Below are 25,847 nucleotides of genomic sequence, written 5' to 3'. Positions count from 1 at the left end.
GCCGGTGCCTCTACGCGGTCGAGGGCACGGACGGGGGACCTCAGGTCAGTTCCGGGTCGTGCTCGCTCATGGAGCCGAGCGCCGGGTTGAAGGCATCGCGCAAGGCGTCGCCTAGCAGGTTGAACGCGATGACGACCAGGGTGATCCCCATCCCGGGGAAGACCGCCGCCCACCAGGACAGACGCAGGGTCTTCTGGGCGTCGGCGAGCATGCTCCCCAAGGAGAACCCGGGTGGCTGCACACCCAGACCCAACAGACTCAGGGAACTCTCGACCAGGATCAGCGTTCCCACACTCGTGGACCACAAGATGATCACCGGTCCCAGGACGTTGGGGGTGATGTGGCGGACCAGCACCCTGACGGGGGAGGCGCCCGTGGTGCGGGCCGCGGTGACGAAGTCCAGCCGCTTGGTCCGCCCGACCAGGGACACGATGGTCCGCGCGTAGTTGGTCCATCCCCAAAAGGCCAGTACCGCCATCAACAGGACGACGCTGGGACCGGCGAACGCGGCCAGGGCGATGCCGACGGCCGCGAAGGGGACCGCGAACTGGATGTCGGCGACGCGCATGAGGAATCCGCCGACGAAACGTTCGTAGTAGCCGGCCAAGAGCCCCAGTGTCAGACCGATGAGCGCGGTCGCGGTGGCGGTCAGGAAGCCGATGAGCAGGCTCAGCCGCAGTCCCACGAGGATACGGCTGAACACGTCGCGTCCCAGGGGGTCGCTTCCGAGCAGGTGACCGCCCTCGCCGCCCATCCAGGATGGGGGTTGGTTGGTCTGGCCCAACACCTGGGCCGTGGGGTTGTGGGTGACCAGTTGATCGGCCAGACAGGCGATCAGGACCAACGCCGCGATCATCACGAGGGAGATCTTGCCGGTGGGGGAGGCCCACACCCGGCCCATGATCTCCCTGGACCGGGAGGCGCTGCGCGGCGCGGGCGCCTGTTGGGACCCGGTGGAGCCTGGTGTGGTTTTCGCGCCGTTCACTGTGCCACCTTCGTCCGTAGCCGCGGGTCGACCGTTCTGACGATGGTGTCCATGAGGATGTTCACCAGGGTGATCAGGACCGCGAGGCTGAACACGCTCGCTTGGATCACCGGGAAATCCCTGTTGGACACGCTTCCGACGAGAAGGGCGCCCAATCCGTTGTAGTTCATCAGGGGTTCGAGGATGAGCAGGGCGCTGAACATCAAGGAGAACTGGATGCCCAGCCACGCGAGGATGGGGGGCAAGGCGGTGGGCAAGGCGTGCAGGAGTAGCACCCGGGCCGGGTGAATGCCCTTGGAACGGGCCGTGGCCACGTGCCCCTCGGTGAAGGAGTCCAGTAGTTGGCCTCGGGTCAGTCGGCTCAGCGTCGCCAGCCCGTAGATGGTCAACACGGTCCAAGGGATGACCAGGGCGGAGAAGTCGGCGTTGCCGGTGGCGGGAAGTACCTGCATGTTGATCGCGAAGACCAGCACGAGCAGCATCGCCAACCAGAAATAGGGCACGCCGTCGAACAGGAACGTCAGGACCATCAGGGCACGCCCGGAGAGTCGGGAGGGACGCAGCGCCGCGTAGACACCGATGGACAGCGCGCCCACCAGTGAGAAGAGCAGTGGAGGTAGCACGACCCACAGACTCGGGGCCAACCGCTCGAACACCATCTGGGTCGCGGGCAGTCCGAACATGAACGATTGCCCGAAGTCGAGCGTGAAGTTGGCCAGGATCGTGTTCACGTACTGCACGATCAAGGGTTGGTCCAGACCGTGTCTGACACGGATGGCCTCGACGACCTCGTCACTGGCGTCGGCGGGGGCCAACAGGGTCGCGGCGTCTCCGGACAGTCGCACCAGGACGAACAGCAGTGTGGACACGCCGATCGCGACGAAGACGATCAGGCCCAGGCGTCGGGCCAGGTAGGCGAGCATGCTCCTATCCCTCGCTCTCGCCGGCGCGTGAGGCGGACTCGAAGATCCGGGTCAAGAAGCGTTGGCGTTCCTCGGCGAGCCGCTCGGCGAACTCACCCTGGGGTTGGGTCTGTTCGATGTCCTGCCTGCTGAGGCCACCGCGCTCTTGGAGGAGCTGTTCGATGACGGCGAGCCGGTCCCGGGTCACCCACAGCTCAGAGGCCAGTTCCATGGTGATGGCGAAGAGCGCGTCCATGTGCTCGGGGCGGGTCAGGTACACGGCGTCGTCTTTGGCGAATCCGGGCATGGTCACTTCTCCTCGCTGGTGTGCGGCACGGAGCCGACGGAGACCGGTCGCGCCTGCCTGGTGGCGGGTTCGTCGGTGAAGGTCACACCGACCGGTTCGGGACGTACACCCGAGGCCGACCGGTCCAGCTTCAGTTCGCCGGGATGGTGGCAGGCCACGGAACGGCCCGGAGCGACCTCCCGCAAAGGCGGCGTCTGGGTGGCGCAGTGCTCGCGCGCGATCGGGCATCGGGTACGGAACACGCATCCGCTCGGTGGCGTCATCGGGGAGGGGATGTCCCCACGTGGAACGATGCGGTGTTCGCGTTCTTGGTGCATCGACGCCAGCACGGTGGAATAGGGGTGCAGCGGCTCGGTGAACAAGGACTCGGCCGGGGAGACCTCCATGAGTCTGCCCAGGTACATCACCGCGACGCGATGGCTGATGTGGCGGACCAGGGCCAGGTCGTGCGTGATGAACAGGTAGGCCAACCCGAGTTCCCGCTGGAGGTCGCCCAAGAGGTTGACGATCTGGGCCTGTACCGACACGTCCAGGGAGGCGGTCGGTTCGTCGGCGATGATCAGTGAGGGGTCGGTGATCAGGGCACGGGCGATACCGATGCGCTGGCGTTGCCCACCGGAGAGTTCCTGGGGATAGCGCTGGGCCATGGAAGCGTCCAGGCCGACCAGTTCCATCATCTCGCCGACCCGGGTACGGCGTTCGGCGGCGTTGCCGATGCCGTGCACCACCAGTGGTTCGGCCAGGGCCTCACCCAGACGCAGATAGGGGTTGAGTGAGGTCGAAGGGTTCTGGAAGACCATGGCCATGCGGCGTCGCACGTCGCGACGCAGGCGGTTTCCAGAGCTCGTGGTGATGTCTCGACCCTCGAACTCGACCGTGCCCGAGGTGGGTCGGTAGAGCCGGATGAGGGTACGCCCGACGGTGGTCTTGCCGCTACCGGACTCGCCCACCAGGCCCAGGGTCTGGCCCCGGCCGATCTCCAAGGACACCCCGTCGACGGCCCGCAGGACTTTGCGGGAACGGCCGAAGCCGCCCATGGAGAAGTGTTTGGCCAGGTCGTGGGCCCTGAGGACGGGCTCACCGGCGGCCGTGGTGTTCTCAGTGCTCATCCCGAGGTCCTTTCCATCGATCCCGCACTCGCGGCGGTGACGCGCACGCACGAGGAGCGTCGTTCCGGCGCGTGGGCCACCGACACCGGAGTGAGCGGGGCGGTCTCGCACACCTGGCGCCGGTGCTCGCAGCGCGGCGCGAAGGGGCACCCGGTGATGACGGTGAGCGGTGAGGGCGGCCTGCCCTCGATGGCGCGCAACCGCTCACCCGGGTGCCGGCCCGGAGCGGCCTGCAACAGCGACCAGGTGTAGGGGTGCTCGGGGCGGGCCATGACCTGTTCGGTGGGGCCTTCCTCGGAGACCGCGCCGGCGTACATCACGACCAGCTCATCGGCGATGTCGGTGATGACGTCGAGGTCGTGGGTGGCCACCACGATGGAGATCCCCAGGTCGCGGTTGAGTTCTTGGAGCAGTTCGAGGATCTGTGCCTGGGTGGTGACGTCGAGCGCGGTGGTGGGTTCATCGCACAGCAGCAGCGAGGGGGAGGCCACCAGCGCCATCGCGATCACGATGCGCTGGAGTTGACCACCGGAGACCTCGTGCGGGTAGGAGCGCAACCGTGCGTGCGGGTCGGGGATGCCCACACGGGAGAGCGTGTCGCCGGCCAGGTCGAGCGCGGCCTTTCTGCTCAAGGAACGGTCCGCGGCGCGGGCCGACTCCACGAGTTGACCTCCGATGGAGTGCATGGGGTGCAGGGCCCGCCACGGGTCCTGGAACACCATGCGGGCGGTGCGCGCACGGAAGTCGCGTAGCCGACGCCCACGTAGCGGAACGATGTTTTGACCATCGACGAGGATCTCGCCGCTGACCCGCGCTCCGGGAGCCAGCAGCCGGAGCACGGCCAACAACGCGGTGGACTTGCCCGACCCCGACTCTCCCGCCAAGGCGACGATCCGGCCGCGTTCGACGGAGAAGGAGACGTCCCGCAGGATCCGGGCCTCACCGCCCGCGGTGCGCAGCCCTACGCTCACCTGGTTCAGACGGAGGATGTCGTCCGTTTCGGGATTCACTCTCGCTCCTGTTCGGGCTTGCGGGCCAGGGTGACCCAGGGGTAGGACTCCTTGCCCAGGGCTTCTTGACGTACGTCGGTGAATCCCGCCTCGCGGGCGACCTCGGCCAGGTCGATGGTGGCGGCGGTGCGCCACCAGGGCTCGTGGCCGTTCTCCGCGTCCCAGTCGTCGTACCAGGCCTGGTAGGGACTGCGCAGCCGGTAAGGGGCCACGTCGGAGAAGACGAGGTCGCCGCCGGGGCGCAGTAGGCGCAGTGCTTCGGCGAAGACCCCGCGAATGGCGTGCGGCGGCATTTCGTGGAGCAGGATGAAGGAGGCCACGAGGTCGAAGCCCTCCGAAGGGAGGCCGGTGTCCTCGGCGGGGGCCCGGTGCAGGTCCCACTCCAGGCCGGCCTCGGCGGCGCGCCGCTGGGCATAGCGCAGTTCCGACGTGGACAGGTCCACACCGGTGATACGGGCCTCGGGGTAGGTCTGGGCGAGTTTCATGGTGAACTGTCCGGTTCCACAGCCCAGGTCGCAGATGTCGGCGTAGTCCTGGCGAGGGGCGAGACGGGCCACGGCGGCGCGTTGGCCGAAGATGTCGCCGGGGAAGGAGGGGACGAGTAGGTAGCGATACACCAGTTCGTGGTGGATGAATCCCATGTGCTCGTGGCCGTCCCACCCACCGGTGGTCCCGTGGAACTCATAGCGCCAATAACGTGGGACCGCTTCGTCCCCGCGATCGGTGATGTCCCCGGCCGCGGGTGCGGTGGCCTTGGGCGTGAGGTCCTCGGCGCGTTCGTCGAAGGCATCGATGGCGCGGGGGGTCAGGACGGAACGGTTCCACCTAAGGGCCGCGCCGATCAGACCCGGATCGGCGTCCTGGGCCAGTTCCTCGTCGACCTCGGCGCGCAACCGGGCGATGTCTTCGGTGCCCGAGGACAGTGCGGACCCCTCCTCCAGGCGCGTGCGCAGGCGTGCCTGAACCGGACGCAGTCCGGCACGCATGGCCTGTAGGAACTGCATCTCGGACCGGCCGCGCTGCGCCAGTTCGACGTCGGCCCGCATTCCGTCGGGAACGGTGGGCTGTGCGGTGGTCATGGTTACTCCTCGGACTCGTGCTCGGGTGTGAAGGGAGCCGGGGCACGTGGGTGTGTCCACGCGCCCCGGCCCTTCGGGGTCAGCTGCTCCTGGTCGCTTCGTCCAGCAGCAGGACCAGTCCGTCCCCGTAGTCGACACCCGAGATGTCGGCGTGACTGGCCGAGACCGCGGGCCGACCGTAGGTGTAGAGGACGTAGCCCTGTTCGCGGACGTATTCGGAGGCCTCGATGAGGGCCGCCTCGCGCACCTGGGGGTCCATCTCGTTGCGCTGGGCCTCGTACAGGGCGTCCCACTCCTCGTCCTCGACGAAGGGGCGCTCACCGGTGGAGATGAAGGAGTAGGGGCGTCCGGCGTCGAAGATCCCGCTGTAGGAGGAACCTCGGTAGAAGATGTCGGCGTCGGTCCCATTGCGGAACTCCTCCACCCACACACCGATCTCGTTGGCTTCGATGGTGGTGGTGAAGCCGACCTCGTCGAGTTGGTTGCCGATGGACTCCAACAGGGAGGTGTCCCGGGCCTGGCCGGAGAGGGTGATCTCGACACCGACCGCGTCGGCCTCCTCCAGGAGCTCGCGTGCCTTGTCGGGGTCGTGAGGAGGCCGTTCGATGTCGGGGGAGTAACCGAAGACGCCCTCCGCGGCGACCTGGCCGTCCTCGATGGTGCCGGCCCCGTGGGCCAGGGCGTCGATCATGGCGGGCGCGTCGATGGCGGCGATCGCGGCCTGGCGGACGCGGATGTCGTCGAAGGGTTCCTGCACGGTGTTGAGCTGGAACATGTTCTGCAGGCCGCTGAACTCGTTGTGCACGACGATGTCGTCGCGTCCCCCCAGGATCTCGATGGCGTCGGGGGACAGTTCGTGGGCGATGTCGATCTCGCCGGACTCCAACGCCGAGGACAGGGCACCGGTGTCGGTGATGTAGCGAACGTGGATGTTCTCGGTGGCGGGGGCCTGACCCCAGAAACCGTCGTAGGCCTGGTACTCGACCCCGCTCGAGGGGTCGAAGGAGGTGATCTCGTAGGGGCCCGATCCCACGGGGTCGGCGCTGAACCCGTCGGCGCCGCCGACCTCCTCCCAGTGGTCCTTGGGCACGATGAAGATCTGGCCGATGTGGGACAGCAGTAGTGGATCGGGCTCGTGCGTCTGGATCTCGACGGTCCCGCCCTCTCCTTCGCGCACCTCGGCGACCGTGCTGATGTAGGAGGCGTTCGCGAACTGCTGCTCCATGGTCTCGTTGAAGCTGAAGACGACGTCCTCGGTGGTGACAGGTTCGCCGTTGTGGAACGTGGCGTCCTCCCGCAGGGTGAAACGCCACAGGGTGTCCTCGACCTGTTCCCAGTCCGTGGCCAGGCGCGGCTGGGGCTCCTCGTCACCCCGCATCTGCCGGACCAGCGCGTCGAAGGCGTTGAACTGGAAGGTGGCGTACTGCTTGTTCAGCGGGTTGATGGCGTCTTCGGTGACGGTGGTGCCCACGGTGATGGGGGCGCCCTCCTCCTCGCCGCCGGAGGATCCGGGGGCGCCGCAGGCGGTGAGCAGCAGGGTCGCCGCCGTGATGCTCGCGGTGGCCGTGAAGATCGTGCCCCTTCGGGGGGTGCGGGGCCGGGACGGTGCCGGACCGTTCGCGTGAACCGGGTGTCCGATCATGGTTTCTCCTCGTTCGCGCCGTGAAGACGCGTATGAGTGATGTGGCTGAGCCAGGGTCCGGACGGTCGTCTCGGGCGGGGTCGGCGGGACCGGGACACCTGGTTCGTGAAGCCGGAAGAGGCCGGCTCGAAATGAGTCACGCACAGTGACGGGAGTTCGCGTGGTCTGGCGTGAACAGTAACTGTTTCCCTGGTTGGAAAGCTGTTCCAGTAATAATGGACACAAGGCGCGTCATGCGTCAAGAGGGAAAAATGACTATTGACACATCATCGGCGGTGGTTAGGGTGTAAGAACCATCTTTTCTGGAATGAAGTTCCAGTTAGTGGAACATGAGAGGATCGCTGATGGACGTTCCCATCCGTCACCGGGGCCGCGCAGGGATGGAGTTCCTGGGTTCACTCCAGGGCTACTCCGGCGGCGTACTCCAAAAGCGGGCCGCCGCCGCGTACGCGGAGGCCGTCCCCGAGCCCCCGACCAAGATCAACGAGCGCCGTGACTCCGTCCACCGGGCGCTCGACGACGACAGTGCCTGGCGCTTCGATCGACTCTTCACCCGCTACGTGGCCGAGGAGATCTACGTGCGGGCCATCCCCGCCGCGGAGGAGGTGCGTCCGGCCATCGAGGAGTGGCTGGAGGTGACCGACGCTCCGGGCAGCCTCACGCTCGACCCCGACCTCAAGCCCCCCAAGTACTGGGAGAACGGCTTCCACCTCACCCCTGGAGGCTGGGACGGTCACGACCTGATGGGCGTCATCACCCAGGACTTCGGCTACCACTACGTCCTCAAGCCCGGAGGCGTGGGCGCGGTGCGCACCGGAGAGGACCTCAACGACCAGCGCACCCTGCTGGCCATGGAGGCGCCCCGGCGCGACTACCGCCGGATCCTGGAACCGGGCATCGGCACCGGCCGCTTCGCCCTCTCCCTCAGCAAGGTCTTCCCCGACGCCCAGATCACGGGCGTGGAGCTGTCCACCCAGATGCTGCGCTACGCGCACGCCACCGCGGCGGAAGAGGGGCTGAACTGGGAGCTGATCCAGGCCGCCGCAGAAGACACCGGGCTGCCCGACGCCTCCGTGGACCTGGTGGCCGCCTACATCCTGTTCCACGAGACGCCGCCCAAGGCCACCGAGGCGATCCTGCGCGAGATGTTCCGGGTCCTGGAGCCGGGGGGCGACATCGTCATCGGTGACGTGGCCCCCTACGAGCACCAGGAGGCGTTCCGCGCGGTCGTCCTGGACTGGGAGACCGAGAACCGTGGTGAGCCCTACTGGCGCTCGGCCCTGCAACTCGACGTGCCCGGTCTGCTCAAGGAGATCGGCTTCACCGACGTCGAGGCCTACGGGGTCGGTCCGGGCAACTATCCCTGGGCCAACCGGGCTCGTAAGCCCGAACAGGCCTGACCTGGCAAGGGGCCGACGCCCCGACGGCACCCGGACACGAAAGAGGACGTCCCGATGAGTAAGACCGACAACTACCTGGGCTCCAAGCGGCTGGACGACATCGCCCGGATGGTGACCGAGCTGGCCTCGGAGGTGTGGATCCTGCGCGACCGCAACCTGGTCCTGGAACACCTGCTGGCCGAGAAGGGCACGATCGACCTGGACAAGCTCGAAGAGCTGCACCCCCAAGGGGAGCTGCGCGAGAGGATCCACGCCGAACGCACGGCGTTCGTGCGGCGTGTCTTCGGCGCGGTCCTGGACCAGGACACTCGCGTGGAGGCCGCGCTCGACCGCTGAGCCGATTCCGCGCCAGGAGCGGCGGTGCACCCGAAGGACGATTCGGGGGCACCGCCGCTTCGGCGTCCGGCGTGTGCCGCCCGGTGCGCGTGCACCGCGTAGGAGTGCGTGCCCCTGAGGGAAGGGGCACGCACCAAAGAGGGAAGGGGGCGGTGGGTCAGCGGGCTCCCATACGGCGGGAGAGCTTGCGCGAGACCTCCAAGAGCGCGTCTGAGCAGGCTTCCGCCTCTTCCAGGAAGCGCTCACGAGGCCCGCAGACGCTGATGACCGCGATGGGCTCGCCCCGGTGGTCCAGGATGGGGGCCGCGGTGGAGGCGGCGCCGGCCTGACGTTCACCGAAGGACGTCGCGTAACCGGCTTCGCGGATGCGTTCCAACTCCCGGCGCAGCTCGTAGGTGTCGACCATGGTCGCCCCGGTCAACGATCCGAGCGGTTCGCGCTCCAGGTAGGCCTCGCGCTCGTCCTCGGGCAAGAACGCCAGGAACGCCTTGGAGGAACTTCCCGCGTGCAGGGGATAGCGGACCCCCAAGGACACGGTCATGATCACCTCGCGTTGCGGGGTGACCTGGTCTATGTAGATGCGCGCGTCGCCGGTGCGCACGGACAAGGTGGTGGTCTCGCCGGTCAAGCGGGACAGGGAACGCAGGTCCGAGCCGACGATCTGGCGGATGTCCACCCGTTCCTGGTAGGCGGCGCCCAGCCGCATGGCGGTGGTGCCCAGGGAGTAGCGGCGGCTCTCCTCGTCCAGGTGGATCAGGTGCCGTGAGCGAAGTGAGGCCAGGATGCGATGGACGGCGGCCTTGGAGGTGTTCAGTTTCTCGGCGATCTCGGTGACCCCCAGGGTGGGAGAGTCCGACTCGGTGAACAGCACCAGGATGTCGGCGGCGCGCTCGACGGTGGCCACGGTCTGGCTACCGGAGGAGCTGCGGCCGGGTGGTGACTTCTCCGAGGTGGTAGGGGTGGACATGGCGGGCTCCTCGCGAATACGGGTGGACGTCCCACGGCTGGTCGAGGTGGAACGCGGACGGTGCCGACGCACCACGGGTGTTCCTGTGAGGGGAACGCCGTCATGGATCCGCCGGGGGATGGGCAAAGTCTATCCCGTAACGCGATTTCAGTAAATGGAACAGGTGGGAGCGCTCTCCCGGTGGGTCGAAGGTGCGAACCGCCCTGCGGGGGAAGATGGAGGCCGAGGAGAAACCCTTTTTTCCCAAAAAGTGCCCGAACCTTGACCGGCCGACGAAAACGACCGACGGCCATCACACGGGGTAATGGCCGTCGGTCGTTTCCCCGCTTTGGGGACCGTCCTCGGAAAGGGGCGGCCTTCGAGGATCAGTCGAGGAACATTCCGTACAACTCGGGCGATCGAGTCGCCACCGGGTCCAGGTGGTGGCCCATCATCTTGCCGTGGGACTCCCGCAGGTCCAGGTCCACCAGGAGTTGTTCTTCGAAGCCGTGCCGTGACCAGTGACCGGTCGGGTAACGCATCAACGCGATGGGCTGGTTCGGGGCGAACTCGTCGGAACGCACCACCTGGCTGCCGACCTCGGCCGGACTGTCCAAACGAGTGCACGAGACCAGGTGCACCCGGTTCTCCTCGGTGCGCTCGGTGGCCGCCACGTGCGCGGCCTCGGGCACCCGCCAGTCGGTCGGATGGGCGATGACCTCGGCGCCGTCCAAGGTCAGCAACCGCGCCACCTCGGGCACCCACACCTCGTCGTCGATCATGAGGCCGATCGCGCCGATCTCGGTGTGGGCCACGTCGATGCGGTCACCGGGGGTGGCCCATTCCCGCTCGGCGGGGGTCAGGTGGGTCTTGCGATAGGTGTGGGCCACGTTCCCGGCACCGTCCAGGAGGTAGGCGGTGGAGTGGTAGGCGCCCTCGGACTCCTCGACCAGGTGGGCCACCACCCAGACCTTCGCCTCGGCGCAGGCCTTGGCCAGGCGCTCCAGGACCCGTGCGGACAGCGCGGCCGCGGCGGCCGGGTCGGCGGCCTCCTCACCGGGGCGGAAACAGAAGAAGGAGGGCAGCACGCCCAGGTCCGCGCCGCGTTGCCCGGCGTAGGCGATCTGGGCCAGCGCGCGGGTGATCGTCCACTCGGTGTTGGGGAAGTGACTGACCTGGAGCGTGGCCACCCGCAACGGCCGAGACGGCATGTCCTTGGGCGCGGGACCGCACATGGAGGCCACCGGCAACGACTCCAATGGCGCGGTCAGGGGACCATAGAGGTCGGTGCGACGCCGAGCGAAGACGTCGCCCACCTCGGGCATGACCTTGTCGTCGGCCTCGGAGGGGTCGATGTCGGCGACGATGATCCCCGGTTCGAGTTCACCGGCGTCGGCCAGACGGGTTCCGTCCGGTGCCACGATCTGGCTGCCGCCCATCCAGGGCCAGGCGTCGGCGGGCCCGCCCACGGTGTTGGCGGCCACGTGGAAGACCCGGTTCTCGATCGCGCGCAGCGGAACGTGCACGCGGTACTCGTCCGGGCCTCGCGAGTTCAGCGAGTTGCACAGGATCTGGGCCCCCGACAGGGCCAGCGCCCGTGGGGTGTCGGGCACGATGCCGTCGGCGCACAGCAACAATCCGAGCCGGCCGATGTCGGTGTCGAAGACCTCGTAGGGCTCGTCGCCGGGGACGAAGAGGGTGTACTCGTAGTCCCACAGCACGTGTTTGCGGTGCACACCGATGATTTGTCCATCGGGCCCGATCAGGACCGAGCAGATGTACACGTCGGGGGCCCGTTCACCGCGCAGGTCCACTCCCACGGCCAGGTACGCCCCCAGCCTGCGGGCGGTCCGGCGCAGTCCGGTGACGAAGGCGCCATCGAGGGTCTCGGACAGCTCCCAGCACTGCTCACGGTCGGCGTAGTCGCGCATCCGGTTGCTGTTCTCGGGCAGTACCACGAGTCGGGCGCCGGCGGCGACGGCGCGTTCGACGTACTCGTCGCAGAGTCGGAGGTTGGCGGCCACGTCCGTGCCGGAGAAGAACTGTGCCGCCGCCACACGCTGAAGGGTCATCGTTTCGCTTTCCTAGAGAGGATCGGTGGGTGGTGACTCAAAAGTCGCGCAGGAGGCGACCGGCCCCCTCGACGGGATCGGTGATCCCACGGGTACGCAGGGCGTGCCATACCGTGGCCGAGTTGATCGGGATGACGGGCTTGTCGAGCTCACGTTCCAGGCGATCGGCGACGCCGACCACCGGCAGGTTCGTACCCGCCTGGACCAGCGCGTCCACGCCTTCCAGGTCCACCGCCCGGAACGCCGCCTCCACATCGTGGGGCGCGACCTCGGCGATGGCCGTGGCCGAGGGGCACTTGAGCCCGTGGACGGCCGCGACGTCGTAGCCGATCTCGGTGAAGAAACGTCGGACCTCCTCGTCGGCGACGCTCTGGTAGGGCGTGATGACACCGATGCGGCGGGCACCCACGGCCTTCAGTGCGGCGTCGCAGGCCGCGGCGCCTGAGGTGACCTCCAGGCCGGAGACCTCTCGAACCCACTGCTCGAAACGTTCGTTGCCCTCGGCCCCGCCCCAGAAGGTCTCCGCGGACATCCCCATGATCAGGTGGTCCGGCTCGCAGGTCAGTACGGACTCGATCGCCTTCTCGATCTGGAGGCGCAGGCTCTCCAGGAAGCGTTCGAACACCTCGTCGTCGTCGAGCCGGCCGTTCTCGATGAGGATACGGCCGGCGTGGTAGGAGACGCCTTCGGGGCGGATGCGGTTGTACTCGTCCTCGACGACGGTGTTGGTCGAGGGAACGATGACGCCGAACGCGGCGCGGTGGGCGAGAACGGTGGTCATGTCGACTCCTGATCGTGGCTGAGGAGACCGGGCCGGTCGGGTGAGAAGCGTTCCTCCAACGAGGCGCATTCGGCCAGGCCCAGTAGGTCGTTGAGTTCGCTCCAGGGCATGCGGGCGGTGCCGGCGGCCGTACCGGTGCTACGGAGGGTGCGCAGGGTGGTACGCATGGCCTGGGCCGCGGCCAGCAGGGGAGCCACCGGTGACAGGACCACCCGGGCGCCCAGGTCGGCGTAGGTGTGGGCGGGGGCCGGATCGGCCGTGCCGCTCTCGGAGGCGTTGAGCACCAGGGGGACGTGGCCCGCGGCCTCGCGTACCCGCTCGGCGGTTTCGGGGTCGAGGGTCCCCTCGACGAAGACCGCGTCGGCCCCCCGCGCGGCGAAGGCGGCGACCCTGCGGACCGCCTCCTCGGGCCCGGCCACCGAGAGCGCGTCGGTGCGGGCGATCACGACGATGTCGTCGCGGGCCTCGACGGCGGCCTCGACCCGGGCCACCGCCTCGGGCAGGGACACCACGGCCTTGCCCGCCATGTGTCCGCAGCGCTTGGGCAGGACCTGGTCCTCGATGTGCAGGGCCGCGGCCCCGGCCAGTTCGTAGCGTCGAAGGGTGCGCGCGGTCTGGAGCGGCCCCCCGTATCCGGCGTCGGCGTCGACGATGAGCGGCACCGAGACCGCCTCGAAGATCCGGTGCAGGGCCTGGACCATGTCGGTGGCGCCGACGAAGCCGAGGTCGGGCAGGCCCAACGCCACGGCCGAAACGGCGGCCCCGGACAGGTGCGCGACCTCGAAGCCGGCCTCTTGGACCAGGCGCGCCGAGAGCGTGTCGAAGCACCCGGGGGCCAGGAGGGGTTCGGTGCCGGCGGGGCCTTGGAGCAGGGCGCGCAGGCGTGAGCCCGGAGCGTCGGAGCTCATCGCTTCCCCAACCACGCGATGCTCTGCTCGGTGGTGAGCAACTCGGCGTACTTGGCGTCCAGGTCGAACAGGTTGGCCCGGTGCGGTTCGGGGTCACGGTCGCCCACCCCGTCGGTGACCACGATCGGAGCGAACCCGTGGCACAACGCGTCCAACGCGGTGGCGCGCACGCAACCGCTGGTGCTGGTGCCGGTCACCATCACGCCGTCCACGCCCAGCGACCGCAGGGTCGAGGCCAGCGGCGTGCCGAAGAAGGCGCTGGGGTACTGCTTGGTCAGGGTGATGTCCTCGGGCCGGGGACGCAGGGGTTCGGGCGGGGCGCCGTAGTGCGGGTCGGCGCTTTGGGTGAAGAGCCGCAGGGCCGGGACCTTGCGGTAGAACAGGCCGCCGTCGAGTCCGTCGTCGCGGTAGCCCACGTAGGTGAAGACCACCGGCAGGCCGGCCGAGCGGGTGGCCTCGGCCAGGTCGGCGACCCGGTCGACGATGTCCTCGACCCCGGCGTAGAGCGGGGAGCGAGGGTCGAGGTAGGCGTTGACCAGGTCGATCACGAGCAGGGCCGGCCGGCTGGGCGGCTCCAGCTCTCCGAAGAAGCCCGCCCCGGTGTAGTCCGCCGTCGCGTCGTCACGGTCGTGGGAGTAGGAGTTCTCGGTCATGCCGCCACCTGGATCGCGGTGCGCCGGGCCAGGATCGGGCGCAGCACGTTCTCGATCAGCGCGCGGTGCTCGGGATGTTCCTGGTAGGCGCGCCAGGCGGCGGCGTCGACGAAGTCCATGGTGACCATCAGGTCGGCGTTGCCCTCGGCCAGGCCGGCGTCCATTCGCGCGGTCAACGCATGGATCTGGGGGACGTGGTCGCCGAGACGGTGGAAGCCCTGGAGGGCGGCTTCGCGCTGGGCGCTGGTGGCTTCGGGCTTCCAGCCCAGGAGCAGAACGTGACGGATCACTGTGTCTTCCTCGGATCGGGGAGCGGGCCAGGGCCCGCGTCCACTTGGATTGCAGTGATTACCACATTGTGAGAGCATGATTTTTAATAGTTGATAGAAGATAAGCCGACCAGGGAATCCTCGTCAAGGGAGTGGGCGTAGTGGCGGAGCGTCGTAGCGGTGCGGAGAGTTCACGAAAGGTGCTGGGGGTGTTGCTGGCCTTCGACGAGAAGCGGCACACCTTGACCACGGCCCAACTCGCCGAGGCGATCGACGCCCCGCTGAGCTCGACGTACCGCTATCTGTCGGTGCTGCGCGACAGTGGCCTGCTGGAGGAGTCCGAGGTCACGGGCGGCTACCGGCTGACCTTCCGGGCCATGGGCATGGCCCGTGCCGCGCGCGCCGCGTGGGGAGGCGTGGAGCGTCTGGCGCGTCCGGTTCTGGAGCGGCTCGCGCTGGAGACGGGGGAGACCGCTCTGCTGGTCAAGCGGAGCCACACGGCCGCGGTGTGCGTGGACCGGGCCGAGTCGCGGCGCCCGGTTCGGTTGCAGTTCGACCCGGGCCAGCCGATGGCCCTGCATCGGGGATCGGCCGCGCGGGTCCTGCTGTCGGGCATGCCCGAGCGTGAGCGCGCCGACTACCTCGCGCGGCTGGCCGAGGAGGCGCCCCACCGGCCAAGGACCGATCCAGGTCCTCCGACGGAGGAGGAGATCGCGCTGGTGGCACACCAGGGATGGACACAGAGCTTCGAGGAGGTCGACGAGGGGATCTGGGGGGTCTCGGCGGCGGTACGCGAACAGGGGGTCCTGGTGGCCTCCATCGGTGTGGCCGGACCGCTGTTCCGCCTGGACGAGGAGGCGCGGGAGCGCGTCATCACCCTGGTGCGCGAGGGCGCGGAGGAGGTGAGCGGCGCGATCGACCGCCTTTTTTGACTCCGAAGGAGTGCAGGGATTAACCTATCACCAGGTGAAAAGCGATTCCCGCATTGTGAGAGCACACAGGAAAGGGAATCGAGTGGGCACCGACTCAGCCAACTCCAGTGCGCCCCGGCCCCATGCGCCCCGCCCCAACGCCAAGGACGTTCCCGTCCTGGTCATCGGCCTGGGCCCGGTCGGCGCGACCGCCGCGCTCATCCTGGCCCAAGCGGGATGCCGGGTCACCGTCCTGGAAGCGGACGCCTGCCTGGAACGCGACCTCACCGAATCACGCGCCTCCACCTTCCATCCGCCCACCTTGCGGATGTTGCAGGACCTGGGGGTGGGGGAGGAACTACACCGCACCGGCCTGATCTCACGCACCTACCAGTACCGGGACCGCCACGAGGGACTGGTGGCCGAGTTCGACCTGTCCGTCCTGGAGGCGGACACGGCCTTTCCCTACCGGTTGCAGAGCGAACAGCAGAACCTGGTCGACATCATCCACCGCAGGCTCGAAGCGATGCCCAACGTCGAGGTGGTCTTGGGGGCGCGGGTGGAAGCGGCGTACCAGGACAATGGCCAGGCCGTGGTCCGAACCGGCGGAGAGCGGCCGCGCGAGTGGCGTGCTCCCTGGGCCGTGGCCGCCGACGGCGCGAGCAGTACCGTCCGCAAGGGTCTGGCCGTGGACTTTCCCGGCATGACCTACCCCGAGCGCTTCCTCATCGTCTCCATCGAGGACGACCTGAACGCGCTCATCCCCGGCATCTGCGAGGTCAACTACGTCTCCGACCCCGAAGAATGGCTGGTCCTGCTACGCACCCCCAGACACTGGCGGGTGCTCTTCCCGGTCCCCGAAGAGGCCGACGCCGATGCCGTGACCGACCCCGACGCCATCCAAAGGCGCCTGCTGGACCTGGCCCCCAACCCCGGCGGGTACACGGTGGCCCACACCTCGCTCTACCACGTGCACCAACGGGTGGCCACCGACTTCCGACACGGGCCCTTCCTGCTGGCCGGGGACGCCGCGCACCTGAACAACCCGCTCGGCGGAATGGGGATGAACAGCGGCATCCACGACGCGGTGGACGCGGCCGGGGCCATCCTGAGCGCGATCGACCAGGACACCGAACCACTCGAGGGCTACTCCGACCGCCGTCGCGACGTGGCGCTCAACCTGGTGCGCGCGGCCACCCACCGCAACTGGGAGAACCTCCAGCAAAAGTCGGCGGACCAGCGCAGACGGAACCACGAGGAGCTGAGCGGCATCGCCGCGGACCCGGTCCGATCCCGAGAGTACCTACGGGTGAGTTCGATGCTCACCACCCGCGCTTGAGGCCGGGCCCGAGAAAGGTCTTGGGCCCCGCTCCGAAGCCGTGCCCCCTTCGCGTCGGTGTCCGCCCTCGCGAAGGGGGCACGGCCCTTTTCCGGGCACCTCACACCCGTGCCCGGGACCGAGGGGCCGTCCAGGACGTGCGTCGGGCCCGGTCGCGCGGCTCCCCCGTGGAGCGCGCGACCGGGCCTCGGCCGTGTTTCAGGCGCGTCTGACGTAGACGCCTCGGGGCTCGCCCACGACCTTGCCGTTCTCCACGATCCGGGAACCGCGCAGGAACACGTCGGTGACGGCGCCGTTGATCTCCAGGCCCTCAAGGGGGGAGTACTCCTGAAGGGACTCCGAGTCCTCCGGCTTCACGGTCCAAGTGAGGTCGGGGTCCAACAAAGCGATGTCGGCGTCGTAACCGGGGGCGATGGTGCCCTTGTCCCGGAGGCCGTAGCGCTGGGCCGGATTCCACGAGACCAGGCGCGCGATGGCGGCCTCGGACAGGCCGCGACGGCGCCCCTCGGAGAACAGACCGGGAAGCAGGTACTCGGCGCCCCCGAAGCCGGACTTGGAGAGGAAGACGTCGTCGGGGTCCTCGCCGAACTTCATCTCCTCCTTGCAGCAGGCGTGGTCGCTGACGACCCAGTCGATGTCGCCGGCCAGCACGTGCTCCCACAGGGCCTCGACGTCGGCGCGCGGACGCAGTGGCGGGTTGACCTTGCCGCCGACGGGGTCGCCGGTGTCGATGTCGGTCACCAGGTGGGCCAGGGTCACCTCGCGCCGAAAGTCGATGTGGGGGAAGGCCTTGGCCATGGTCATGGCCGATTCCATGGCCTTGGCCGAGGTCAGGTGCAGCAGGTTGATGGTGGGCAGGTCCGTGGCGTGCGCCAGGTAGGAGGCGATGGCGATGGCCAGGCCCTCGGAGTGCGGGGGACGGGAGGCGCTGTAGGCGGCCAGGCCGGTCAGCTCGCCCTCCTCCTGCACCATCTTGGTGTAGGCGGACATGATCTCGGCCGTCTCACAGTGCAGGGAAAGCGAGAGCCGGTCGGCGATCTCGGGGTGGCGTTCCCGCACGCCCTGAAGAGCACGCATGACGAACTCGAAGTGGGCCAGGTCGTAGCGCTCCCCGGGCGGCGTCATCAGGAACGAGGCCTGGTCGTCCGAACGCCCGTGCAGTCCGTAGCCACCGTAGAACATGAAGATCTTGAACGAGGTGACACCGAACTTGTCGACCAGTAGGTCGAGTTCCTCCAGGTGGCTGCTCTGCATCGGCGCGATGTGGTACGCGTAGTCGATGTGCGCGCGGCCCTGGGACAGGGACAGCACCTCGGGGAAGAAGTCGGCGTAGGAGCCGCCCTTGTTCAGGTAGTACTGGCCGGTGCGCATGTAGGTCAGGCCCGCGGTCACACCGCCTTGGGCGGCGGCGCGGCTCTCGTTGCGCACGTCCACGTTGAGGGGGTTGTAGATCCCCCAGTGCTGGTGGGCGTCCACCGCGCCGGGAAAGGCCAGGCGTCCGCGACCGTCGATGATCTCCGGTGCCAGGGAGGTGTCCAGGTCGGGGGCCACCTGCGCCACCTGGCCCTGGGCCACGGCGATGTCACCGTGCTCCACCGTGTCGGTGTCCGGGCGCACCACCTTGACGTTCTTGATGATCGTGTCGAATTCGTACTCGGACACGTTGATCCCCTCTCAGGACTTGTGCTGAGCCGGGGAGAGACCCCGGCAGTGATCTGCCGCGAGCACGGCCAGGCCGAGCGCGGGAAGGAGGCCGTTGCCGGCCAGGTAGCCGCCCGCCCCGTGACCGGAGATGCCGATGGCGGCCCCGCCGGAGGCGTACAACCCGGTGATGGGGGAGTCGTCCTTTCGTAGTACTCGGGCGTGGCCGTCCACGACCAGGCCGCCCTGGGTATGGAAGAGCGCGGGCTCGACTCGCACCGCCCGGTAGGGAGGACGCAGTGGGGCCTCCCAGTTCGAGCGCCCGAACTCGTCGGAAACGTCGCCCTTCGCGCTGTGGGCGGCCCGTTCCAGGGTGTCGGTGAGCGCCTCGACGGGAAGCCCGCACGCCTGGGCGAGCTCGGTCGGATCCTGTGCGGTCAGGACCACGCCCTGTGCGACGGTGTCGCGGTAGTCGCCGAAGGCCAGGCACAGTTCGTGCACGCGTTGGTCGAAGACGATCCAGCCGCCCGAGCCGGGTCGGGCCGCCAGGGCCGCCGCGTATTCGGAGTAGCCCACCGTCTCGTCCCCGAAACGGAGACCTCGGGTGTCGACCAGCACGCCACCGTGCATGATCGTGGCCCAACCGACGAGGGTTCCGGCCCCGCGCGCCAAGGCCGCGTGGCCCTGGTAGGCGTCCAGGTAGCCGGTGGCCGCGCCGAGTTCGGCGCCGATGCGCAGGGCGTCACCGCGCGAGTGTTCGCCGCCGTGGTAGACGGCGTCGGCGATCTCGGGCATCAGCTCTCGGACCGCGTGGCTGTCGGCCCCGTAACCGTTGCACGCCAGTAGCAGCGCCCGGGTGGGGATCTCCTCCGTGGACCCGTCGGGGTACTCGGCGATGGCCGAGCACACCCGCCCCTGGTGGGTGCGCACCGTGGTCAACCGGGCCGGCACGAGGAAGTCGATGTTGGGATGCTGCCGCGCCCGGGTGATCAGGTGGTCCAACATCTCCGCCCCGGTTCGGGAGGGGACGGTGTGGCAGCGCGTCACAGAGTGTCCCGGATAGGAGATGTCAGGGGCCAGTTCCACGGGCAGGTCCAGGCCCTCGGCGAGCCAGGTGACCAGTTCGGCGCTGAAGTCGGTCAGGGCCTCGGACAGCACGGCGTCGGCCTGCCCACCGGTCTTGGCCATCACGTCGGAGAGGAAGAGCTCCGGGGAGTCCTCAAGGCCCGCCTCCCGCTGCCAGCGGGTCCCGGCCCCGGGGATCATCGCGGTGGACATGGAGGTGTTGTTGCCGCGCCGGAAGTTCTCACTGGCCTCGATGACTAGAACCTCCAGCCCGGCCTCGGCGGCGCGCAACGCGCCCGCGAGCCCTCCACCGGCGCCGGCCACCACCAGGTCCACGGCCGCCTCCTGCGGGGGTGGTCCGGGCTCACCGCTCGGGCTCATGGTCGCACCCCCACGAGCGGGTCCGTGCTCAGCGTCGGCGCATTCGCGGACGCCGACACACCGAGGAATTTTCGCATGCCTCTACCTCCGACCCCTGATCGGATCGATGTTTCACCTATGGGAACACTCCCGTGCTTGTTGAAGATGTCATCCTACGGTGGCGAGAGTCAAGAGTTGCCGAAAGATGGCTGGCGGATGTGCTTGTTTGCGGACGATCCGGTTTCGGTAGGGGTATTGCGAGCCTCCGGCAGAAATGGAATCATGTTTCTGTGAGTGAAACATGGGGTGTTCTCTTCGGTCCCTGAACCGGAGCCCCCACAGGCTCCACGGCAGGCTCCAGCCTCACGCCCTTCCCTGGCCGACGCCGAGGACCCCGCCCCACGCCGGATCTCCCGGCGCCCACAGAAAGGACCACCCAGGTGGACAGTTCCGACACCGGCCACGCCGAATCGACCCCGCCTCCCGCCCCGGGGGCATTGCACGACCTCGTGGTGCTGGACATCGCCACCTTGTTCGCCGGTCCCATGGCGGCCACCATGCTCGGCGACTTCGGTGCCGAGGTGGTCAAGATCGAACATCCCGACCGGGGAGACCCGGTGCGCACCCACGGCGCGGCCAAGGACGGCCACGGTCTGTGGTGGAAGATGCTCGCCCGCAACAAGAAGTCGGTCGATCTCTACCTCGGCTCGGAGGAAGGCCGCGAAGCCTTCAAGAAGATGGTCGCCGGAGCCGACGTGGTCATCGAGAACTTCCGCCCTGGAACCCTGGAACGCTGGGGCCTGGGCTACGACGTGCTCCGCGAGATCAACCCGCGACTCGTCCTGGCCCGCGTCACCGGGTTCGGCCAGTTCGGCCCGCACGCCAAACGCCCGGGGTTCGGCACCCTGGCCGAGGCCATGAGCGGATTCGCCGCCATCACCGGAGAACCCGGCGGGCCCCCGACCTTGCCGCCCTTCGGGCTCGCCGACGGCATCGCCGCGCTCACCACGGCCTACTCGATCATGACCGCGCTGCACGCCCGCACCCACACCGGGCGCGGACAGGTGATCGACCTGGCCATCACCGAACCGATCCTCACCGTCCTGGGGCCCCAACCCACCGTCTACGATCAGCTCGGCACGGTTCAGGAGCGCCTGGGCAACCGCTCCTCCAACAACGCGCCCCGCAACACCTACCGCACCGCCGACGGCGGCTGGGTGGCCATCTCCACCAGCGCCCAGACCATCGCCGAACGCGTGATGCGTCTGGTGGGACGGCCCGACCTGATCGAACAACCCTGGTTCGCCTCCGGCGCCGAGCGCGCCGAGCACGCCGACGAACTCGACGCTGCCGTCGGCGACTGGATCGGCCGGCGCGATCGTGACGAGGTGGTCGCCGCCTTCGAGGAGGCCCAGGCGGCGGTCGCTCCCATCTACGACGTGCGCGACGTGTTCGACGACCCCCAGTTCCAGGCACTGGACACCATCACCACCGTCGAGGACCCGGACCTTGGTCCACTACGGATGCAGAACGTGCTCTTTCGCCTCTCGGAGACACCGGGTGAGATCCGCACCACGGGCCCGGCCCAGGGCGCCCACACGGCCGAGGTGCTCTCCCGGTTCGGGGTCGACACCGAAACGATCGAACGCCTCACCGGAGAAGGGCGATGAACACCACGCGGGCACCGCGCAGCTGGCTCTACGTCCCGGCCACCCGCCCCGACCGGGTGGAGAAGGCATTGGCGAGCCGAGCCGAAGCGGTCATCGTCGACCTGGAGGACAGCGTGCCCGCCGGTGCGAAGGTGGAGGCCCGAAAGGCCGTGCTCGACCTGGCCGCGCGAGTCACCCGACCCTTCCACGTGCGGGTCAACGACCTGACCGGCCCCTGGGGGCTGGACGACCTACGGGCCCTGGCCCGGGTTCCGGTGGCGGGTGTGCGACTACCCAAGACCGAATCGGCCGACCAGGTAGGTCAAGCCGTGGACGCACTCCAGCGAACCGAAGAGCCGGTGCCGATCCACGTACTGCTGGAGAGTGCCCTGGGGGTGGAGAACGCCTTCGCCATCGCCATGGCGCACCCGACCGTCGCAGGCATCTCCCTGGGCGAAGCCGACCTGCGTGCGAGCCTGCGGGTCAGCGACGACGGAGCCCTGGACTGGGCGCGCTCACGGGTGGTCAACGCCTCCCGTGCGGCAGGGCTGCCCAGCCCCGCGCAGAGCGTCTACACCGACGTGGCCGACGAAGAGGGACTGCGCGCCTCCAGCGAACGCGGCCGAGCCATGGGCTTCTTCGGCCGGGCCCTCATCCACCCCCGGCAGATTCCGGCGGTGCACGCCGCCTACACGCCCAGCGCACGAGAGCGACGTGAGGCGGCCGACCTCCTGGCCGGTCTGGAAGCCGCCCATACCCACGGGAGCAGCGCCTTCTTGACCACCGACGGACGCTTCGTCGACCCCGCCGTCGTACAGGCGGCCCGCGCCGTCCTGGCCACCGACCCCATCCCCGAGAACGAGGAAGAGACCCCATGACAGACCCACTCCTGGCCGCGGTCCGAGGTGGAGTCCGCACCATCGACCTGGCCCAGCCGCTGTTCACCGGCATGCCCTCCTCGCCCAACCACCCGGGCTTTCGGATGACCCTGATCCGCCGACACGGCGACATGGTGCGACCCGACGGCGGATCGGCCGCCAACGAACTCATCATCACCGGCGGCCACGTCGGCACCCACGTGGACGCCCTTTCCCACGTATCCCACCTGGGATGCCTCAACGGCGGGATCGACGCCGCCGAGGCCACCGTCAACGGACGCTTCGTCCACCACGGCATCGACCAGATGGAACCGCTCATCCGTCGTGGCGTCCTGCTGGACGTGGCGGCGGCCCACGGGGTCGAATGCCTGGAACCCGGCTACGCGGTGAGCGCCGAGGACCTGGAGAAGGCCGCCGCCCACGGCGGCGCCGAACCGGGCCCGGGCGACGTCGCCCTGATCCGCACCGGCTGGGCCACCCGCTTCGACGAGGCCGCCGCCTACCTGGGCCAGTCCGACGGGGTCCCCGGCCCCGACGAGGAGGCCGGCCAGTGGTTGGCCGAGCGCCGGATCGCGGCGGCCGGAGCCGACACCACGGCCTTCGAGCACATCCCGGCGGGCAAGGGCCACAGTGTCCTTCCCGTACACCGGATCCTGCTGGTGGAGAACGGTATCCACATCATCGAGCACATGAGGTTGGAAGACCTCTCACGAGAGCGAGTGGGGGAATTCGTGTTCGTCATGGCCCCGTTGAAGATCATCGGCGGCACCGGCTCGCCGGTGCGCCCCTTGGCGGTGATGAGCGCATGAGCGGAGTGATCGTCACGGCGGCCCGCCTCGCGCACGCCGCCTACACCGAAGGGCTCCGGGAGGAGTTGCGCACCGACGTCTCCCGCCGGGTCCTGGACCTGCTGGGCAACAGCCTGGCCGCGGTCGAACAGGAACCCGCCCGCATCGCCGAGGCGGTGGCCGCCGAATGGGCGGGTACCACGGCCGCCACGGCCTTCGGGAGTGGTGCGCGTTATCCCGCCTCCTCCGCGGCCCTGGTCAACGGGACCCTGGCCCACGCGCTGGACTTCGATGACACCCACCTGCCCTCGGTCCTGCACCCCTCGGCCCCGGTCCTGCCCGCGGCCCTGGCCACGGCGCAGGCGCACGGCCGCTCGGGCGCTCAACTGCTGGACGCCGCCGGTCTGGGCATCGAACTCGCCGTCCGCCTGGGCATGGCCGGATACGACGAAGAACTCGGCAACTCGATCTTCTTCGAACGCGGCCTGCACGCCACGGCCATCTGCGGAGCGGTGGGGGCCGCGATGGCCTCCGCGCTGCTCCAAGGGTTGGACGCGGCCGGGGTCGCGCACGCGGCCGGGGTCGCGGCCAGCATGGGCTCGGGCATCATCGAGGCCAACCGGACCGGAGGCACCATCAAGCGGGTGCACTGCGGGTGGGCCGCGCACGCCGGTGTCAGCGCCGCTGACCTGGTCCGGCACGGTCTGACCGGCCCACCGACCGTCGTGGAGGGACGATTCGGTTTCTTGGAGGCGTTCTGCGGTGACGCGAGCCGTGCCCAGGACGTCGTCGAAGGATTCACCACCGAGTGGGAACTGCCGGGGATCTTCTTCAAGCCCTACCCCTGCAACCACTTCACCCAGGCGGGCATCGACGCCGCGCTGAAGCTGCGCGCCGAAGGGTTGAGGGCGCAGGAGATCACCGAACTGGAACTGGGCGTGCCCACGGCGGTGCTGCGCACCATCGGTGAACCCGCAGAGGAGAAGGCCAGGCCGCGCTCGGGTTACCACGCGGCCTTCAGCGGCCCCTACACGGTGGCAGCGGCGCTGCTGGGTGGTGGCGGTCTGGGCCTGTTCCACGAGGACTTCACCGACGAGGCCGCCGCCGACCCGGCTCGGCTGGCCTTGGCCGCCAAGGTCAGATGCGTGCCCGACCCCGAGTGCGATCGGATCTTCCCCCGCCAATTCCCCGCGCTCCTCACCGCGACACTGCGGGATGGAAGCCGAAGGCGAGTGCGGGTCTCGGTCAACCGGGGAGGCCCGGACAACCCCCTGTCCGCCGAGGAGTTGGCGACCAAGTTCCGTCTCAACGCGCGCCGCAGGGTCGCGGACCCGGACCGGATCGTGGAACTGGTGTGGGGTTTGGCCGAGGCACCGTCGGTCGACGCACTGTGCACGGCGGTGGCCCCTGCCGGTGACCGTCGTTAGAACCCAAGGGGTCAGGACCAAGGGCCGCGCGGCGTGCGCGGCCCTTTGGTCGATCTTCGGTCGAGGTAACGGCTCGCTCTGGTGGGGCGATGGGGACCTGACGGTCGGGATGGGAGAAGCTGGGAACCCGGAACCGCGATGACATCGAAGGAGAGAACAGCCATGGCACGTGACACCTCACCGGCCACCCTGATCAGTGCGGGTATCGAGCAGCTGACCGAGGCGACCCCGGTCAAGGAAGGGCGGGTCGCTTCGAAGACCCTGTTCTCAGGGCAGGACGTGCGTGTCGTGCACTTGGCCTTGGACACCGAACTCACCGAGCATCGTGCGCCCTCCCCGATCGTAGTGCAGGTGATCGAGGGGAAGGTGCGCTTCGACGTGGAGGAACAGCGGCACACGATGGGTGTGGGCGGTTTGATCCACGTGGCCGCCGGCGTCCCACACGCCGTCGCCCCGGTCGAGGGGCCGGCCAGGATCCTCATCCATCTGATGGCCCCCTCCGCCCACGAGACCAAGTAGGGGAGCGGTAGGTCACCGACGGGCCGATACGATCCCGGGAAGGCGTGGACGCGCCGACGGTACGGAAAGAGTGATGTGGTTGTACGCGGGCACCTTCACGATCGTCGCCCATGACCCCGAGAACCGAACGTGCGGTGTGGCGCTGGCCAGCCGGATGCCGGCGATCGGGGCGCTGACGGTATTCGCGCACGCGGAACTCGGGGCCGTGGCCACTCAGGCGCTGATCAACCCGCTGTTGGGCGTGGACGTGTTGGAGCGGCTGCGCTCCCAGAGCGCGGCCGAGGCACTGAAGGAGGTCCTGGCCCAAGACCCCGAACCCGACTCACGCCAGGTGGCCGTGGTGGACGGTCGGGGACGATCCGCCGCCCACACCGGCTCCATGACCCATCCCTGGTGCGGCCATCGAGTGGGGGAGGGCTACGCGGTGGCCGGGAACATCCTGACCGGTGCCGACACCCTCGACGCGATGGTCCGGAGTTGGGAGGCCGAACCCGAACGGCCCTTCGACGAGCGGTTGCTGAGCGCGTTGGAGGCGGGCCAGGCCGCGGGGGGTGATCGTAGGGGCAAGCAGAGCGCCGCCCTGTACGTGCACACCGGTCACCCCTACCCCTATCTGGACCTGCGGGTGGACGAACACCCCGATCCGGTCGCCGAACTGCGGCGGGTACACGGGGTGGCCCGGCGGGAGTTGCTGCCGTTCGTGGAGGCGTTGCCGACCCGGGACAACCCTCGGGGTGCCTTCGAGCGCCTGCACCCCGAGTGAGTCGGGCACGCGCGTGAGCTCAGCCCTGTCCCCGTGATCTTGCTCGCGGCGCTGGTCTGGGCGTTCTCGACTTTCATGGTTTTTGGGGGTGTGTCCGCTTTATGGGAT

General features: G+C 68.8%; 25 protein-coding genes. 10 read left to right on the top strand and 15 right to left on the bottom strand.

Features of this window, described 5'->3' with window-relative positions:
* Positions 1-40: 40 nt before the first annotated feature.
* The 7 genes from D472_RS25485 to D472_RS0113150 all read right to left on the bottom strand — a co-directional run bounded on the left by D472_RS25485 (position 41) and on the right by D472_RS0113150 (position 7,034).
* Complete coding sequence (locus D472_RS25485) at positions 41-985, bottom strand: ABC transporter permease (RefSeq protein WP_017604954.1); 945 nt, start codon at positions 983-985, stop codon at positions 41-43.
* A complete protein-coding gene (locus D472_RS0113175; RefSeq protein WP_017604953.1) occupies positions 982-1,908 on the bottom strand; it encodes an ABC transporter permease in 927 nt (308 codons plus the stop codon). The genes D472_RS25485 and D472_RS0113175 overlap by 4 nt, the downstream gene beginning before the upstream one ends.
* A 4-nt stretch (positions 1,909-1,912) precedes the next feature.
* Positions 1,913-2,194 (bottom strand): hypothetical protein, encoded by a 282-nt coding sequence (locus D472_RS0113170; RefSeq protein ID WP_033303736.1) that lies wholly within the window; start codon positions 2,192-2,194, stop codon positions 1,913-1,915.
* A gap of 2 nt (positions 2,195-2,196) precedes the next feature.
* Entirely contained in the window at positions 2,197-3,303 is a 1,107-nt protein-coding gene (locus tag D472_RS25480; protein ID WP_017604951.1) for an ABC transporter ATP-binding protein, read from the bottom strand.
* Positions 3,300-4,313 (bottom strand): ABC transporter ATP-binding protein, encoded by a 1,014-nt coding sequence (locus D472_RS25475; protein WP_017604950.1) that lies wholly within the window; start codon positions 4,311-4,313, stop codon positions 3,300-3,302. Before D472_RS25475 ends, D472_RS25480 begins: the two co-directional genes overlap by 4 nt.
* Positions 4,310-5,392 (bottom strand): class I SAM-dependent methyltransferase, encoded by a 1,083-nt coding sequence (locus D472_RS27155; RefSeq protein ID WP_017604949.1) that lies wholly within the window; start codon positions 5,390-5,392, stop codon positions 4,310-4,312. Before D472_RS27155 ends, D472_RS25475 begins: the two co-directional genes overlap by 4 nt.
* A gap of 79 nt (positions 5,393-5,471) precedes the next feature.
* The gene (locus D472_RS0113150; RefSeq protein WP_017604948.1) at positions 5,472-7,034 is read right to left on the bottom strand and encodes an ABC transporter substrate-binding protein; all 1,563 of its coding nucleotides are present in this window, start codon (positions 7,032-7,034) and stop codon (positions 5,472-5,474) included.
* A 344-nt stretch (positions 7,035-7,378) separates the two neighbouring features.
* Here D472_RS0113150 and D472_RS27150 point away from each other — a divergent pair, with 344 nt between their 5' ends.
* Together D472_RS27150 and D472_RS0113140 are read left to right on the top strand one after the other, a co-directional pair.
* Positions 7,379-8,434, top strand: coding sequence for a class I SAM-dependent methyltransferase (locus D472_RS27150; RefSeq protein ID WP_051045996.1), 1,056 nt, complete (start codon positions 7,379-7,381; stop codon positions 8,432-8,434).
* Positions 8,435-8,488: 54 nt separating this feature from the next.
* Positions 8,489-8,770 carry a hypothetical protein gene (locus D472_RS0113140; RefSeq protein ID WP_017604946.1) on the top strand — a complete coding sequence of 94 codons (282 nt, stop codon included), beginning with the start codon at positions 8,489-8,491 and terminating at the stop codon, positions 8,768-8,770.
* Positions 8,771-8,927: 157 nt separating this feature from the next.
* On the opposite strand, the gene D472_RS0113135 is transcribed toward D472_RS0113140, so the two are convergent.
* From D472_RS0113135 to D472_RS0113110, 6 genes are all read right to left on the bottom strand, one after another.
* The gene (locus D472_RS0113135; protein ID WP_017604945.1) at positions 8,928-9,737 is read right to left on the bottom strand and encodes an IclR family transcriptional regulator; all 810 of its coding nucleotides are present in this window, start codon (positions 9,735-9,737) and stop codon (positions 8,928-8,930) included.
* Between the two features lie 365 nt (positions 9,738-10,102).
* A complete protein-coding gene (locus D472_RS0113130) occupies positions 10,103-11,788 on the bottom strand; it encodes a carbon-nitrogen hydrolase family protein (protein WP_017604944.1) in 1,686 nt (561 codons plus the stop codon).
* A gap of 37 nt (positions 11,789-11,825) precedes the next feature.
* Positions 11,826-12,569, bottom strand: coding sequence for a maleate cis-trans isomerase family protein (locus D472_RS0113125; protein WP_017604943.1), 744 nt, complete (start codon positions 12,567-12,569; stop codon positions 11,826-11,828).
* Entirely contained in the window at positions 12,566-13,477 is a 912-nt protein-coding gene (locus D472_RS25460; protein WP_017604942.1) for an isocitrate lyase/PEP mutase family protein, read from the bottom strand. Before D472_RS25460 ends, D472_RS0113125 begins: the two co-directional genes overlap by 4 nt.
* The gene (locus tag D472_RS0113115) at positions 13,474-14,130 is read right to left on the bottom strand and encodes an isochorismatase family protein (RefSeq protein WP_017604941.1); all 657 of its coding nucleotides are present in this window, start codon (positions 14,128-14,130) and stop codon (positions 13,474-13,476) included. The genes D472_RS25460 and D472_RS0113115 overlap by 4 nt, the downstream gene beginning before the upstream one ends.
* The gene (locus tag D472_RS0113110) at positions 14,127-14,420 is read right to left on the bottom strand and encodes a Dabb family protein (protein ID WP_017604940.1); all 294 of its coding nucleotides are present in this window, start codon (positions 14,418-14,420) and stop codon (positions 14,127-14,129) included. Before D472_RS0113110 ends, D472_RS0113115 begins: the two co-directional genes overlap by 4 nt.
* Positions 14,421-14,560: 140 nt before the next feature.
* On the opposite strand from D472_RS0113110, the gene D472_RS0113105 reads away from it, so the two are divergent.
* Both D472_RS0113105 and D472_RS0113100 read left to right on the top strand, forming a co-directional pair.
* Entirely contained in the window at positions 14,561-15,331 is a 771-nt protein-coding gene (locus tag D472_RS0113105; RefSeq protein ID WP_152447948.1) for an IclR family transcriptional regulator, read from the top strand.
* An 82-nt stretch (positions 15,332-15,413) separates the two neighbouring features.
* Positions 15,414-16,649 (top strand): FAD-dependent oxidoreductase, encoded by a 1,236-nt coding sequence (locus D472_RS0113100; RefSeq protein ID WP_017604938.1) that lies wholly within the window; start codon positions 15,414-15,416, stop codon positions 16,647-16,649.
* A 198-nt stretch (positions 16,650-16,847) separates the two neighbouring features.
* Here the strand turns inward: D472_RS0113100 and D472_RS0113095 are convergent, their stop codons facing one another.
* Entirely contained in the window at positions 16,848-18,311 is a 1,464-nt protein-coding gene (locus D472_RS0113095) for a dihydroorotase (protein WP_017604937.1), read from the bottom strand.
* A 12-nt stretch (positions 18,312-18,323) separates the two neighbouring features.
* Complete coding sequence (locus tag D472_RS25455; protein WP_193373464.1) at positions 18,324-19,736, bottom strand: FAD-dependent oxidoreductase; 1,413 nt, start codon at positions 19,734-19,736, stop codon at positions 18,324-18,326.
* A 419-nt stretch (positions 19,737-20,155) separates the two neighbouring features.
* Between D472_RS25455 and D472_RS0113085 the strand changes: the two genes are divergently transcribed.
* The 6 genes from D472_RS0113085 (at position 20,156) to D472_RS0113060 (ending at position 25,739) form a co-directional block, all read left to right on the top strand.
* Entirely contained in the window at positions 20,156-21,385 is a 1,230-nt protein-coding gene (locus D472_RS0113085; protein WP_017604935.1) for a CaiB/BaiF CoA transferase family protein, read from the top strand.
* A complete protein-coding gene (locus tag D472_RS25450; RefSeq protein WP_017604934.1) occupies positions 21,382-22,242 on the top strand; it encodes an HpcH/HpaI aldolase/citrate lyase family protein in 861 nt (286 codons plus the stop codon). The genes D472_RS0113085 and D472_RS25450 overlap by 4 nt, the downstream gene beginning before the upstream one ends.
* Complete coding sequence (locus tag D472_RS0113075) at positions 22,239-23,051, top strand: cyclase family protein (protein ID WP_017604933.1); 813 nt, start codon at positions 22,239-22,241, stop codon at positions 23,049-23,051. Before D472_RS25450 ends, D472_RS0113075 begins: the two co-directional genes overlap by 4 nt.
* Positions 23,048-24,457, top strand: coding sequence for an MmgE/PrpD family protein (locus D472_RS25445; RefSeq protein ID WP_017604932.1), 1,410 nt, complete (start codon positions 23,048-23,050; stop codon positions 24,455-24,457). Before D472_RS0113075 ends, D472_RS25445 begins: the two co-directional genes overlap by 4 nt.
* Before the next feature lie 162 nt (positions 24,458-24,619).
* Entirely contained in the window at positions 24,620-24,976 is a 357-nt protein-coding gene (locus D472_RS0113065) for a cupin domain-containing protein (protein ID WP_017604931.1), read from the top strand.
* Positions 24,977-25,055: 79 nt separating this feature from the next.
* A complete protein-coding gene (locus D472_RS0113060; protein ID WP_026117652.1) occupies positions 25,056-25,739 on the top strand; it encodes a DUF1028 domain-containing protein in 684 nt (227 codons plus the stop codon).
* Positions 25,740-25,847: the final 108 nt, after the last annotated feature.

The sequence above is a fragment of the Nocardiopsis alkaliphila YIM 80379 genome (assembly GCF_000341005.1).
GTDB lineage: Bacteria > Actinomycetota > Actinomycetes > Streptosporangiales > Streptosporangiaceae > Nocardiopsis > Nocardiopsis alkaliphila.
The sequence above is the reverse complement of the archived record's forward strand: the minus strand, read 5'-3'. Positions and strand labels throughout refer to the sequence as shown.